This window comes from Pseudomonas sp. FP215 (genome assembly GCF_030687795.1).
Taxonomy (GTDB): Bacteria; Pseudomonadota; Gammaproteobacteria; order Pseudomonadales; family Pseudomonadaceae; genus Aquipseudomonas; species Aquipseudomonas salmasensis.
On sequence record NZ_CP117447.1, the window covers coordinates 5,631,854 to 5,646,414 of the forward strand.

At 60.7% G+C, this 14,561-nt stretch carries 9 protein-coding genes; all 9 read left to right on the forward strand.

Going from position 1 to position 14,561, the window contains the following annotated elements:
• Positions 1 to 9 precede the first annotated feature (9 nt).
• On the forward strand, positions 10 to 1,446 hold the full coding sequence (locus PSH76_RS25540; protein ID WP_003194155.1) for a sigma-54 dependent transcriptional regulator: 1,437 nt from the start codon (positions 10 to 12) through the stop codon (positions 1,444 to 1,446).
• Between the two features lie 697 nt (positions 1,447 to 2,143).
• A complete protein-coding gene (locus PSH76_RS25545; RefSeq protein WP_098950355.1) occupies positions 2,144 to 3,547 on the forward strand; it encodes a polynucleotide adenylyltransferase PcnB in 1,404 nt (467 codons plus the stop codon).
• Between the two features lie 2 nt (positions 3,548 to 3,549).
• Positions 3,550 to 4,035, forward strand: coding sequence for a 2-amino-4-hydroxy-6-hydroxymethyldihydropteridine diphosphokinase (gene folK / locus PSH76_RS25550; protein ID WP_138761959.1), 486 nt, complete (start codon positions 3,550 to 3,552; stop codon positions 4,033 to 4,035).
• A 364-nt stretch (positions 4,036 to 4,399) separates the two neighbouring features.
• Complete coding sequence (gene panB, locus PSH76_RS25555; protein ID WP_032895284.1) at positions 4,400 to 5,200, forward strand: 3-methyl-2-oxobutanoate hydroxymethyltransferase; 801 nt, start codon at positions 4,400 to 4,402, stop codon at positions 5,198 to 5,200.
• Positions 5,197 to 6,048, forward strand: coding sequence for a pantoate--beta-alanine ligase (panC, locus tag PSH76_RS25560; RefSeq protein ID WP_032895282.1), 852 nt, complete (start codon positions 5,197 to 5,199; stop codon positions 6,046 to 6,048). Before panB ends, panC begins: the two co-directional genes overlap by 4 nt.
• Before the next feature lie 223 nt (positions 6,049 to 6,271).
• Positions 6,272 to 7,936, forward strand: a complete 1,665-nt coding sequence (pgi, locus tag PSH76_RS25565) for a glucose-6-phosphate isomerase (protein WP_056785050.1) — start codon at positions 6,272 to 6,274, stop codon at positions 7,934 to 7,936.
• 105 nt (positions 7,937 to 8,041) lie between these two features.
• On the forward strand, positions 8,042 to 9,979 hold the full coding sequence (acs, locus tag PSH76_RS25570; RefSeq protein ID WP_305493102.1) for an acetate--CoA ligase: 1,938 nt from the start codon (positions 8,042 to 8,044) through the stop codon (positions 9,977 to 9,979).
• A 92-nt stretch (positions 9,980 to 10,071) separates the two neighbouring features.
• Entirely contained in the window at positions 10,072 to 11,088 is a 1,017-nt protein-coding gene (locus PSH76_RS25575) for a class I SAM-dependent rRNA methyltransferase (RefSeq protein WP_089042459.1), read from the forward strand.
• Positions 11,089 to 11,176: 88 nt separating this feature from the next.
• Complete coding sequence (locus PSH76_RS25580; RefSeq protein ID WP_138761957.1) at positions 11,177 to 14,098, forward strand: DUF748 domain-containing protein; 2,922 nt, start codon at positions 11,177 to 11,179, stop codon at positions 14,096 to 14,098.
• Positions 14,099 to 14,561 lie beyond the last annotated feature (463 nt).

The following is a 14,561-nucleotide window of genomic DNA, read 5'->3' on the forward strand; positions in this document are numbered from 1 at the left end:
ATTGAATCAATGCCGCACATTTTGATCGTCGAAGACGAAACCATTATCCGCTCTGCCTTGCGACGCCTGCTTGAACGTAATCAGTACCAGGTCAGCGAAGCCGGCTCGGTGCAGGAAGCCCAAGAGCGATTCAGCATTCCCACGTTCGACCTGATTGTCAGCGACCTGCGCCTGCCCGGCGCCCCGGGCACCGAGCTGATCAAGCTGGGCCAGGGCACCCCGGTGCTGATCATGACCAGCTACGCCAGCCTGCGTTCGGCGGTGGACTCAATGAAGATGGGCGCGGTGGACTACATCGCCAAGCCTTTCGATCACGATGAGATGCTCCAGGCCGTGGCGCGCATCCTGCGCGACCGTGTGTCGGCCAGCAGCGCGCCTGCCGAGCAGCGCCCCACCGGCAAGGCCAGCGCCGGCGAAAAACCGGGTGTCGACAACAGCAACGGCGAGATCGGCATTATCGGCTCCTGCCCACCGATGCAGGACCTGTACAGCAAGATCCGCAAAGTGGCACCGACCGACTCCAATGTATTGATCCAGGGCGAATCGGGCACCGGTAAAGAACTGGTGGCCCGCGCCCTGCACAACCTGTCCAAGCGTGCCAAGGCACCGATGATCTCGGTGAACTGCGCGGCGATCCCCGAATCCCTGATCGAGTCCGAGTTGTTCGGCCACGAGAAAGGTGCGTTCACCGGCGCCAGCGCCGGGCGTGCGGGCCTGGTGGAAGCCGCGGACGGTGGTACCTTGTTCCTCGATGAAATTGGCGAGCTGCCCCTGGAAGCCCAGGCGCGTTTGCTGCGCGTACTGCAGGAAGGCGAAATTCGCCGCGTCGGTTCGGTGCAATCGCAGAAGGTCGATGTTCGATTGATCGCGGCGACACACCGAGACCTCAAGAGCCTGGCCAAGATTGGCCAGTTCCGTGAAGACTTGTATTACCGCCTGCATGTCATCGCACTTAAATTGCCAGCCCTGCGCGAGCGTGGCGCCGACGTCAACGAGATCGCCAACGCGTTCCTGTTGCGTCAGGGCGCACGTATTGACCGCACCGACCTGAAGTTTGCCGCCGACGCCGAGCAGGCGATCCGTCACTACTCCTGGCCAGGGAACGTGCGTGAGCTGGAGAACGCCGTCGAGCGCGCGGTGATTCTGTCGGAGAGCCCGGAGATTTCCGCCGAGTTGCTGGGCATCGACATTGAGCTCAGTGACCTGGATGACGACGACTTCATCGGCCTGGCCCCGCAGCAGGGTGGGGCCAGCAATACCAGCCATGAACCGACGGAAGATTTGTCACTGGAAGACTACTTCCAGCACTTCGTGCTCGAGCATCAGGACCATATGACCGAGACCGAGCTGGCACGCAAGCTGGGCGTGAGTCGCAAATGCCTGTGGGAACGGCGTCAGCGCCTGGGCATTCCACGGCGCAAGACCGGGGTGGCCAGCGAAAGCTGAGGGCGCAGCCCCACAGGTAACACCTGTTGATGTGAAAAAACTGTTACCGCTGACTTTTCACGTAACAAAAGCCGGGGCTTACGGTAACGAAGCCCCGGCTTTTTTTTGGCCCTCAAACCGGCAAAACCAGACCAACCCCCCGGTTTTGCTGGTCGGCGCAAAAGTTGGCACGCACCCTGCTATATGCTTAGTACAAAAACAATAACAAGCTTTGTACAAGACAATAAAAATAAGACGAATCGACTCACGCATAACAAAAACAACACGGCGGAGGCGCAGCTAACTGATTCTTTTGGAGAGGCGTTGCATTTGGGGCTTGCCCCGCAACCAGGCCGAGAACAACAAAAACTGCCCTAAGGCAGAGCCTGAACTGGTTGGATCGTAGATCAGCAACACAGCGACCAAAGCAATCCGTTTGCTCTTGACTCCCGATTGGGAGTGTCATGAAGGTGAAGCTTCGTGGCGAGGGCGATCAACAAAAACAAGAAGCCCGACACCAATAATAAAAATAGAGCACGCAACTACTTCTGGGGGAGCTTCGGCTCCCCTTGTAGTTTCCGGGATTTGACCGTCAAACGCTTGTGGCGCAATGCCTTTAGCTTGTTCCTACACCATCCCCCGACTAAATGCTAGAATCCCCGCCCATCATGCGGTCATTCTTCGTTATGGCCGAACATTCCTTCAAACAGTGCATCCCATGCTGAAGAAGTTGTTCCAGTCATTCCGTTCTCCCTTGCGTCGAACGCAACACAAACGCAGCACGCCTGAAGTGCTCAATAGCAGCCAGCATTCGCTGCAGCGCGCTCAATTCAGCCGTTATGCAGTGAACATCGTCGAACGTTTGCAGAACGCCGGCTACCAGGCCTACCTGGTGGGTGGCTGCGTACGCGACATGTTGCTCAACATCACGCCCAAGGATTTCGACGTCGCCACCAGCGCCACGCCTGAACAAGTGCGCGCCGAGTTTCGTAATGCACGAATCATCGGCCGGCGCTTCAAGCTGGTGCATATCCACTTTGGTCGCGAAATCATTGAGGTCGCGACCTTCCGCGCCGGGCACCCGCAAAACGATGAAGAGGAAGACACCAACCAGTCCTCCCGCAACGAGAGCGGGCGCATCCTGCGCGATAACGTCTATGGCACCCTGGAAGAGGACGCGCAACGTCGCGACTTCACCATCAATGCCTTGTATTACGACCCGGTCAGCGAGCGCATCCTCGATTACGCCAACGGCGTACACGACATCCGCAACAACCTGATCCGCCTGATCGGCGACCCGACGCAGCGCTACCAGGAAGACCCGGTGCGCATGCTGCGCGCCGTGCGATTCGCCGCCAAGCTCAACTTCGGCATCGAAAAGCACACCGCCGCGCCGATTCGCGAACTGGCGCCGATGCTGCGGGAAATCCCCTCGGCGCGCCTGTTCGAAGAAGTGCTCAAGCTGTTCCTTTCGGGCTACGCCGCCGACACCTTTGAAATGCTGGTGGACCTGCAGTTGTTCGACCCATTGTTCCCGGCCAGCGCCGAGGCCTTGGAGTACAACCCGACGTACACCCACACTTTGATCAGCGAAGCCCTGATCAACACCGACCTGCGCATCAAGCAGAACAAGCCGGTGACCCCGGCGTTCCTGTTTGCCGCCTTGTTGTGGCCGGCCCTGCCCAAACGCGTACTGCGCTTGCAGGACCGTGGCATGCCGCCGATCCCGGCCATGCAGGAAGCGGCTCACGAGCTGATCGCCGAACAGTGCCAACGCATCGCCATCCCCAAACGTTTCACCATGCCGATCCGTGAGATCTGGGACATGCAGGAGCGCCTGCCACGCCGCAGCGGCAAGCGCGCCGACCTGTTGCTGGACAACCCGCGTTTCCGTGCCGGCTACGACTTCCTGCTGCTACGTGAAAGCGCGGGCGAGCAGACCGATGGCCTGGGCGAATGGTGGACCGACTATCAGGACGCCAATGACAGCCAGCGCCGCGAGATGATTCGTGAGCTAGGCAGCAAAGGTGATGGCGCTGGCGAAGGCCCGAAAAAGCGTCGCCGCAGCGGTACCAAGCGTAAACGCAGCAGTGTCGATGCCTCGGGCGCTGCGGGCGAATAAACGTGGAACGTATCTACATCGGCATGGGCAGCAACCTGGCTGCCCCGGAGCAACAATTGCGCAGCGCGATCGAGGCGCTGGCGCAATTGCCTGGCACCCAGCTCGCCGGTGTGTCCGCCTTCTACCAAAGCGATTCATTGCTGCCAGGCCAACCGCGTTACACCAACGCCGTTGCGGCGCTGGACAGCCACCTGGCGCCGTTGGACCTGCTCGATGCGCTGCAAGCCATCGAGAACGATCAGGGCCGCGAACGCCTGGAACGCTGGGGCCCGCGCACTTTGGACCTGGATATCCTGCTGTTCGGTGATCGCCTGATCGACGAGCGGCGCCTGAAGGTGCCGCACTACCAGATGCATCTGCGCGCGTTTGTGCTGTATCCGTTGGCCGAACTAGCGCCGGCAGACCTGCAGCTGCCTGACGGCCAACGCTTGAGCGACCTGCTCACAGCCTGCCCATTCGTCGGCCTGGAACGCCTCCCGCAAGAATGACTCGGTCAATGTGGGAGCTGGCTTGCCTGCGATGCAAGCGACTCGGTGTATCAGCCACACCGAATGGATGCCATCGCAGGCAAGCCAGCTCCCACCTTTGATCTTCTTTGGCCGGAATACCGCGCACCCGTTGCGCAATCGCTTCAGTAACAGCGGTAACACCGCCATCGTAACAATGCGGTAACACATCCAATTGACTTCCCGTGTCCTCCTCACGACTATAGGCGTCCCGCTGCCGCCAACCCGGCGCGACAGGGCGCAATCCAGGCCTTATAAGCACTGCTTTCAAGACAGTGCGCCTGTATAAACGAAGACTCACGCGCGTTACTCGCTGTTTCCAAGCGCCTGAACGAGGACCCTTTTCATGCCAGACATTACCCTGACCACCTTGCAGAGCCTCAAGCTCAAAGGTGAAAAAATCACCATGCTGACCTGCTATGACGCCACTTTCGCCCACGCCAGCTGCAAGGCTGGCGTCGAAGTGCTGCTGGTGGGCGACTCCCTGGGCATGGTTCTCCAAGGGAATGACAGCACACTGCCCGTGACCACCGATGAACTGGCCTACCACACCGCCAGCGTCAAGCGTGGCAACAAGGGCGCCTTTATCATCGCCGACCTGCCGTTCATGGGTTACGCCACCCTTGAGCAAACCTTCCTGAACGCCGGCAAGCTGATGCAGGCCGGCGCGCACATGATCAAAGTCGAAGGTGCCGTATGGCTGGCCGAGTCGATCCGGCTGCTGGCCGAGCGCGGCGTGCCAGTGTGCGCACACATGGGCCTGACGCCGCAGTCGGTCAATATCCTCGGTGGCTACAAGGTCCAGGGCCGCAATGAAGCCCAGGCCCGCCAGATGCGCGCCGATGCCATCGCCCTGGAACAAGCCGGTGCGGCGATGATTCTGCTGGAGTGCGTGCCGAGCGAACTGGCCGCCGAAATCACCCAGGCCGTCAAAGTGCCCGTGATCGGCATTGGCGCAGGTTCCGCCACCGACGGCCAGGTGCTGGTCCTGCACGACATGCTCGGCCTGTCGATCACCGGCCACGTGCCGAAGTTCGTGAAGAACTTCATGGCCGGCCAGGACAGCATCCACGCCGCCCTGAGCGCCTACGTCAGTGAAGTCAAAAACGTGACGTTCCCAAGCGTTGAACACGGATTCTCGGCATGAACACCGTTAAAACCGTCCGCGAACTGCGGGCTGCCGTAACCCACGCCCGCAGCGCCGGCAAGCGCATCGGTTTTGTACCCACCATGGGCAACCTGCACAGCGGCCACGCCACCTTGGTGACCAAGGCCGCGCAGCAAGCGGATTTTGTGGTGGCGAGCATTTTCGTCAACCCGCTGCAATTCGGCGCTGGCGAAGACCTGGACAAATACCCGCGCACATTGGCCGCCGACCAGGAAAAACTTCTGCAGGCCGGCTGCAACCTGCTGTTTGCGCCCACGGTGGAGGAAATGTACCCCGATGGCATGAACGGCCAGACCCGTGTCAGCGTGCCACAACTGTCTGAAGGTTTGTGTGGTGCCAGCCGCCCAGGGCACTTCGAAGGCGTGGCCACGGTGGTCAGCAAGCTGTTCAACATGGTCCAGCCGGACATGGCCGTATTTGGCCAGAAGGACTACCAGCAGTTGGCGGTGATCCGCGCCATGGTCCGCGACCTGAACATGCCGATCCAGATCATCGGCGAGCCCACCGTGCGCGCCGAGGACGGCCTCGCGCTGTCATCACGCAACGGTTACCTCTCCGAGGAGCAACGGGCGGTCGCGCCAGTGCTGTACCGCGCGCTCAGCCAGATCGCCACGGCCATCAAGGGCGGTGATCATGATTTCGCCAGGCTTCGCGCCGAGCACATCCAGCAGATTGAAGCCGCAGGGCTGCGCATGGACTACCTGGAAGTGCGCCAAGGCGTGCATCTGCGCCCGGCCACGGCTGAAGATCGTGATGTGGTGATCCTGGTCGCCGCTTATCTGGGGGCGACACGCCTGATCGATAACCTGCACCTGAACCTCGCCTGACCCCGCTTTACCTTCAACCTGTTGCCCCGACGGCTGTGCCGGTATAAAAAAGTACCGGCCACAGCGCAGACAAAGCCAAGACATATCCACACGCTAGGTTTAATGTAACTGCCCTGCGCTATGGTTAGCGCTGTCTGGAACCCAATCCTTGCGATAAGACTGGATGTTCCGGGCTTTGAAGTGTCCTAAAGGCAGTCCCCGTAATAAAAGGAAACCCGCAGCGATGGCGTACTACCGCACCCCTCATGACGTTACCGCGCTGCCCGCCTGGCAAGCGCTTGTTCAACATCGCCAAGCCATGCAGGATTTCAGCATGCGCGAGGCGTTCAATGCCGATCCTCAGCGTTTTTCCCAGTTCACCTTGAGCAGCTGCGGACTTTTCCTCGATTACTCGAAAAACCTGATCACCAGCGAAACCCGCGACCTGCTGGTGGGCCTGGCCAAGGAAGTCAATCTCAAGGCGGCGATCGACGCGCAGTACGCTGGCGAACCGGTCAACTCCTCCGAGGGCCGCCCTGCCCTGCACACCGCCCTGCGCCGCCCGGTGGGCGACAAGCTGTCGGTCAACGGCGTGAACATCATGCCGGACGTGCACAAGGTGCTGAACCAGATCACTGACCTGGTCGGCCGTATCCACGACGGCCTGTGGCGTGGCTACACCGAGAAACCGATCACCGACGTGGTGAACATCGGCATCGGTGGTTCGTTCCTCGGCCCGGAGCTGGTCTCCGAGGCCTTGCTGTCCTACGCCCATAAAGGCGTGCGTTGCCATTACCTGGCGAACATCGACGGCAGCGAGTTCCACGAGCTGACCATGAAGCTGCGCGCCGAGACCACGCTGTTTATCGTCTCGTCCAAATCCTTCAACACCCTGGAAACCCTGAAAAACGCCCAGGCCGCCCGCGCCTGGTACCTGGCCCAGGGGGGCTCGGAAGCCGAGCTGTATCGCCACTTCATCGCCGTCTCGAGCAACAATGCCGCGGCCGTGGCGTTCGGTATCCGCGAAGAGAACATTTTCCCAATGTGGGACTGGGTCGGTGGGCGTTACTCGCTGTGGTCGGCCATCGGCTTGCCAATCGCCCTGGCTATCGGCATGTCCAACTTCAAGGAACTGCTGTCGGGTGCCTACACCATGGACCAGCACTTCCTGAACGCACCGTTCGAAGCCAATATGCCCGTGCTGCTGGGCTTGCTGGGCGTGTGGTACGGCAACTTCTGGGGTGCGCAGAGCCATGCGATCCTGCCGTACGACCACTACCTGCGTAACATCACCAAGCATTTGCAGCAGCTGGACATGGAATCCAATGGCAAGAGCGTGCGCCAGGACGGCACGCCCGTGTCCACCGATACCGGCCCGGTGATCTGGGGCGGCGTAGGCTGCAACGGCCAGCACGCTTACCACCAGTTGCTGCACCAAGGGACTCAATTGATCCCGGCCGACTTCATCGTGCCGATTGTCAGTTTCAACCCGGTGTCCGACCACCATCAGTGGCTGTACGCCAACTGTCTGTCCCAGAGCCAGGCGCTGATGCTCGGCAAGACCCGCAGCGAGGCCGAAGCCGAGCTGCGTGAGAAGGGCCTGCCGGAAGCCGACGTACAGAAGCTGGCACCGCACAAGGTGATCCCGGGCAACCGTCCGAGCAACACCCTGGTGGTCGAGCGCATCAGCCCGCGTCGCCTGGGCGCATTGGTGGCGATGTATGAACACAAGGTGTTCGTGCAGAGCGTGGTGTGGGGCATCAATGCCTTCGACCAATGGGGCGTGGAACTGGGCAAGGAGCTGGGCAAAGGCGTGTACAACCGCCTGACCGGCGCCGAAGAAACCTTGGCCGAGGATGCTTCGACCCAAGGCCTGATCAACTACTTCCGCGGTCGTCACCGCGGCTGAAGCCGTGCATTCAAGGCCAACGTCCGTTTGGACGTTGGCCTTGAACCCTCCCGCCCCAGGGTGCATCTTTATGACTTGTCGCAAAAACAAGAATAAGGAGCGCTCATGTTCGATATCAGCACCTTTCCCACCGCCGATGCCGTCCGCCGGGCTGCGCAACTGCGTCAAGAGGACTACCAGCGCCTCTATCGCCAATCCATCGACCAGCCAGACACCTTCTGGGCCGAACAGGCCAAGGGCTTTCTCGACTGGATAAAACCCTGGCACAGCGTCCAGCAGTCAGACATCCACACCGGTGCCGCCCAATGGTTTGCCGGTGGTCAGTTGAACGTCAGCTACAACTGCATCGACCGCCACCTGGCGCAACGCGCCGATCAGCCGGCCTTCATCTGGGAAGGCGATGATCCGTCAAAATCCTGCACGATTACTTACCGTCAACTGCACCAAAACGTCAGCCGCCTGGCCAACGTCTTGAAAAGCCGTGGCGTGAACAAAGGTGATCGCGTGTGTATCTACATGCCGATGATCCCCGAAGCGGCCTACGCCATGCTGGCCTGCACGCGAATCGGCGCGGTGCACTCGGTGGTGTTTGGGGGTTTCTCCCCGGACGCCCTGCGTGACCGCATTCTCGACGCCGATTGCCGCACCGTGATCACCGCCGACGAGGGCGTACGCGGTGGCAAGCCCGTGGCGCTGAAGCAGAACGTCGACAAAGCCCTGGCCAGTTGCCCGAATGTCAGCACGGTACTGGTGGTGGAGCGCACCGGAGCGAGCGTGACTTGGCACGAAGGCCGCGACCTCAAGTACCAAGCCGCCCTGGACGCCGCCAGCGACAACTGCCCACCCGAGCCGATGGACGCCGAAGACCCACTGTTCATCCTCTATACCTCCGGCAGCACCGGCAAACCCAAAGGCGTGCTGCACACCACCGCTGGCTACCTGCTGCAAGCGGCGATGACCTTCAAGTACGTGCTCGACTACCAAGAGGGCGAAGTGTTCTGGTGCACCGCCGACGTGGGCTGGGTCACCGGTCACAGTTATATCGTGTATGGCCCGCTGGCCAATGGCGCCACCTCCCTGATGTTCGAAGGCGTGCCGAGTTATCCGGACAGTTCGCGCTTCTGGCAGGTCATCGATAAACACCAGGTGAATATTTTCTACACCGCGCCCACCGCCCTGCGCGCCCTGATGCGTGAAGGCCACGGCCCGTTGCAAAGCACGTCCCGCGCCAGCCTGCGCCTGCTGGGCAGCGTGGGTGAGCCGATCAACCCGGAAGCCTGGGACTGGTATTTCAACGCCGTCGGCGAACAGCGCTGCCCGATTGTCGATACCTGGTGGCAGACCGAAACCGGCGGCATCATGCTCAGCCCGTTGGTCAGCGCCCAGCGCATCAAACCGGGCTGCGCGACACAGCCCATGTTCGGCGTACAACCGGTGTTGCTCGATGAACAGGGCAAGGAAATCAGTGGCGCCGGCAGTGGCGTCCTGGCGATCAAGGCCAGCTGGCCTGGGCAGATTCGCAGCGTCTACGGCGACCCGCAGCGCATGATCGACACCTACTTCAAGCCCTACCCCGGCTACTACTTCACCGGGGATGGCGCACGGCGCGATGAAGACGGTGACTACTGGATCACCGGGCGCATCGACGATGTGATCAACGTCTCGGGCCATCGCATTGGCACCGCTGAAGTGGAGAGCGCCCTGGTGCTGCATGATCAGGTCGCCGAAGCCGCCGTGGTGGGCTACCCCCACGACGTCAAAGGCCAGGGCATCTACGCCTTTGTCACCCCCATGAATGGCGTCGAACCCAGCGACGCGTTGAAAAAACACCTGCTGGAGTTGGTCAGCAAGGAGATTGGTAGCTTCGCCAAACCGGAGTTGATCCAATGGGCGCCTGCCCTGCCGAAAACCCGCTCTGGCAAGATCATGCGGCGTATCTTGCGCAAGATCGCCTGCAACGAACTGGACAGCCTGGGCGACACCTCGACCCTGGCCGACCCCAGCGTGGTGGACGGTTTGATCGACAAACGCCTCAACCGGTAGCGCCAGGATAATCCCCGGCCTGTGCAGGTCGGGGTTAGCTGTTAAACTTCGCGCCCCCTTTTTCTTATTCATCTGCAAGCAAGGCGCGCTCCATGACTCCCTTGAATCAGGCGCTGCGCGCCGCCCTCGATCACCGCCAAGACCTGATCAACACGCTGCATGCTCAGGGTACGGACTGCTATCGGCTATTCCACGGCAGCCAGGAAGGCGCTGGTGGCTTGACCATCGACCGCTACGGCCCGCAATTGCTGGTACAAAGCTTCCACCAGTCCCTGGAAACGGCAGACCTGCTGGACCTGCACCAATTGATCAACCAATACATGGGCCTGGAATTGTTGCTGGTGTACAACGACCGTGCCCGCGGCAACTCGCGTATCGACCGCGAAGACACGGTGTACCGCGCCGAGCCTGGCGCTTTGGAAGACCTGGTAGGCCACGAGTGGGGCCTCAATTACCGTGTGCGTGGGCGCCACGCCGGGCAAGACCCGCTGCTGTTCCTAGACCTGCGTAACACCCGGGGCTGGGTCAAGGACCACAGCGCCGGCAAAAGCGTGCTGAACCTGTTCGCCTATACCTGCGGCGTCGGTTTGAGCGCTGCAGCAGGCGGCGCACGCGAGGTGTGCAACCTGGATTTTGCCGAGGGCAACCTGGCGGTGGGGCGTGAAAACGGCCAGCTCAACCCGCAGTTGCCGAGCATGGAGTTTGTGCAGTCCGATTACTTCCCGGCGATTCGTCAACTGGCGGGCCTGCCCATCACCCAGCGGCGCGGGCAGAAACTGCCGAGCTATCCACGCCTGGAGCAGCGCCAGTACGACCTGGTACTGCTCGATCCTCCCGCCTGGGCCAAGAGCGCTTTCGGCACCGTCGATTTGTTGCGCGACTATCAAAGCCTGCTCAAACCCGCACTGCTGGCCACCGCCGACAATGGCGTGCTGATTTGCTGCAACAACCTGGCAAAGGTCAGCATGGAGGACTGGCGTGAGCAGGTGCTGCGCTGCGCAGAAAAAGCCGGGCGCCCGGTACGCGAGTGGCAAGTGATAACACCCGGGGCCGACTTTCCTTCCAGGGACCAACAGCCTCCGCTGAAGACCCTGATCCTGCACTTGTAGGAAGTTTCCCAGCGCCCACGGTTCTTCGGAACCGAATTCCCGTGCCATACTCCAAGGCACTCTCGTTCGACATAGATGGCGTTCACCCATGCCCAAAGGATTGATCCGCGCCGTAGGCGCCTTGTTGACCGCCCTTGCTTTGTACAGCTTGCTGGGCTTTCTGATATTACCCGGCATCGCCCTTCGCATTGCCAACCAACAGTTGGCCAACTACGCCACAGTGCCGGCGCGAATCGAGCGTATCGAACTCAACCCCTTCAGCCTGGAACTGACGCTGTGGGGCCTGAAGATTGGTGAGCCGGGCAAAGAGCAAGTGGGTTTCGAACGCCTCTACGCCAACCTGCAGATCGACAGCCTCTGGACCCGCGCCCTGCACCTGGCCGATGTGCAACTGGACAAGCCCAAGACCGAACTGCTGTTCGACAAGTCCGGCCAACTGAACCTGGCGCAGCTGTTCAAACTGCCGCCGAGCGAGCCAACCCCGGCCGATCCTGATGCCAAGCCGTTCCCACTGCGTATCGACAGCATCAAGCTGGCCGGTGGTAACGTGCATTTCCAGGACTTGCGCCCTAGCGAACCCATCGAATTCCTCTACGACGAACTCGACTTCGAGCTGAAAAACCTCAGCACGTTGCCCGACGACAATGCCGACATGACCCTGGTCGCCGCGGGCCCCGAAGGGGGTCAGATCGACTGGAAAGGCAACTTCAGCCTGGTACCGATCACCTCCGAAGGCACCTTGAAGGTTACCGACGGCAAGATGAAAGCCTGGTGGCCGTATGTGCGTGACGCCCTGCCACTGGTGCTGGAAGACGGGGTGCTCAACTTCAGCACTGACTACAAATTCAGCCTGGCCAAAGAGACCGAGCTGAACCTGACCAACACCGCCGCCAGCATCGCCCCCTTTGCGATCAAGGCCCCCGATGGTCGGCCACTGGCACGCCTGGAACGCCTGGACGTCAGCGAAACCACGGTAGACCTGGCCAAGCAGCAGGTGGTTGTCGGCAAGATCCGCAGCAACAAGCTGGAAACCTGGGCCGCCCGTGAGGCCGATGGCCAATTGGACTGGCAAAAACTATTCGCCAGCCAACCGAGCAAGCCTGCCAAGGCATCGGAGCCAGCCGCTGCCGACGCGCCTTCGGCGCAACCGGCGGCCCCGAGCAAGCCGTGGCAAGTGCTGCTCAAGGATGTGCAACTGCGTAACTACCAGGTGCACCTGGCCGACCGCCAGGCTAAACCCGCTGTCGCGCTGGAACTGGGCCCGTTGAATGTCGACGTACAGAACTTCGACAGCCTCAACCAGAGCCCCTTTGCCTTGAAGATCGACACCGGCCTGGGCAAACAAGGCAAGATCCAGGCAACCGGCGAGGTTAACCTCAACCCCGTCAGCGCCAAGCTGAAAGTGAACACCCAGGACATCGACCTGCGGGTCGCCCAGGCCTATATCAGCCCGTTTATTCGCCTGGAATTGCGCAGCGGCATGCTGGGCAGCAACCTGGACGTGAACCTCAAAAGCACCGAGCCACTGGCCCTTCAAGTCACCGGCCGCGCCCAGGTTGACCAGTTGCATACCCTGGACACCCTCAAGACCCGCGACTTCCTCAAATGGCAACGCCTGGTGCTGGAGGGCGTGAACTACCAGCACGGCCAAAGCCTGTCGATCGACAAGGTCAACCTGTTGCAGCCGTATGCGCGCTTCATGATCAACGAAGATCGCACCACCAACATCGACGACCTGCTGATCCCGCAGCCCGCCGACAGCGGCGGCAAATCGGCCGCCAAACCTGCAGCCAGCAACGAGAAGCCCTTGGGCATTCATATCGGCCAGATCGCGATCAACGACGGTTCGGCCAACTTTGCCGACTTCAGCCTCACGCCCAACTTTGCCACCGCAATTCAACAGCTCAACGGCCAGATTGGCACCATCGACAGCCGCCAAGCCAAGCCGGCCAGCGTCGACATCAAGGGCAAGGTGGACCGTTACGCGCCAGTGACGATCAAAGGCAGCGTGAACCCGTTTGACCCGATGGCCGCGTTGGACATCGCCACCAGCTTCAAGCGTGTCGAGCTGACCAACCTGACACCTTACTCGGGCAAGTTCGCAGGCTTCCGCATCCGCAAGGGCCGCTTGAATCTCGATTTGCACTACGTGATCACCAAAGGCCAGTTGAAGGCTGAAAACAAAGTGGTGGTCGAGCAACTGCAACTGGGTGAGAAGGTCGACAGTTCCGATGCCGTCGACTTACCGATTCGCCTGGCTGTCGCCCTGCTCAAGGACTCCGACGGCAAGATCTCCATCGAACTGCCGGTAAGCGGCGACCTGAACAACCCACAATTCAGCGTGATGCCGATTGTATGGCAGACCCTGCGTAACCTCGTGGTGCGCGCGGCAACAGCGCCCTTCAAGTTCATTGGCGGGCTGGTCACCGGTGGCGGCTCTGAAGACTTGGGCAATGTGTCGTTCGCCGCAGGCTCCAGTGAGCTGAACAAAGACGCCGAAGGCGCCCTGAACACCCTGGCCAAGGCGCTGAAAGAACGCCCTGCCCTGCGCCTGGAAATTGAAGGCACGGCCGCTGCCAGCAGCGACGGGCCATTCCTGGCCGCACAGCGACTGGAACGTGAATACCAATACAACTACTACAAGATCCTCCAGCGCCGTGGCGACAAAGTCCCGGCCCAGGCCTCGTTGCTTGAAGTGCCAGAGAAGGAAAAAGCACCCTTGCTGGAAGGCATCTACCGCACCCGTCTCAAACAGCAACCCCCGGCCGAATGGAAGGACCTGGGCAGCGATGAGCGCTCGGCGAAGCTCAAGGACGGTGTGATCAAGTTCTGGAGTGGTAGTGATGTGCTACTGCGCCAGTTGGGGCAAGACCGAGCCAGCACTATCAAGGATTACCTGGTAGACAAGGGCCAGTTGGAAGATGACCGCGTGTACTTCATCGATGCGCAGCTGGGGCAGGCCGAGAAAGATGGCCGAGTGATCACTCCTATGCACCTGGATGCTGAGTAACTTCTAAGCACCGCCCATCCTAATGTGTATGGCTTGCCTGCGATAGCATCACCTCGGTGCAACTGAATGACCGAGGTGCCCGCATCGCAGCATAGGTATCTACGCAATTTTGTAGGTTGCAGCAGCCGACAGTAACCACGATGCGAAGCGAGCCGCTCTTGATCTTGATCTGCTTTTGATCTTGATCTTAAGCGCCCCATCAAACCACGCTGGCCGGAATTCGACAGGGATTTGGGGGGTAAACCGGCAGGGATGCCGGTTTAGCCGCCCCGCGCCATGGATGGCGCGTGGCGGCGGCCCCCCAAATCACTGGCGGATTACGGGCACACCGAGCCTAAGCGAGGTGCCGAGTGGTGGGGCGAGGACCTTTTGGTTACTTTTGGGTCCTTCCAAAAGTGACCCGCTGTCAGAGCGGAACCCTAGGTGGCCGTTACCGCAGCAATGGATATGTACACAATCCAAC

Coding starts and splice junctions, on each gene's coding strand:
- PSH76_RS25545 (WP_098950355.1), top strand. CDS start 2,144: ATGCTGAAGAAGTTGTTCCAGTCATTCCGTTCTCCCTTGCGTCGAACG.
- acs (WP_305493102.1), top strand. CDS start 8,042: ATGTTCGATATCAGCACCTTTCCCACCGCCGATGCCGTCCGCCGGGCT.
- PSH76_RS25575 (WP_089042459.1), top strand. CDS start 10,072: ATGACTCCCTTGAATCAGGCGCTGCGCGCCGCCCTCGATCACCGCCAA.
- PSH76_RS25540 (WP_003194155.1), top strand. CDS start 10: ATGCCGCACATTTTGATCGTCGAAGACGAAACCATTATCCGCTCTGCC.
- panC (WP_032895282.1), top strand. CDS start 5,197: ATGAACACCGTTAAAACCGTCCGCGAACTGCGGGCTGCCGTAACCCAC.
- pgi (WP_056785050.1), top strand. CDS start 6,272: ATGGCGTACTACCGCACCCCTCATGACGTTACCGCGCTGCCCGCCTGG.
- panB (WP_032895284.1), top strand. CDS start 4,400: ATGCCAGACATTACCCTGACCACCTTGCAGAGCCTCAAGCTCAAAGGT.
- PSH76_RS25580 (WP_138761957.1), top strand. CDS start 11,177: ATGCCCAAAGGATTGATCCGCGCCGTAGGCGCCTTGTTGACCGCCCTT.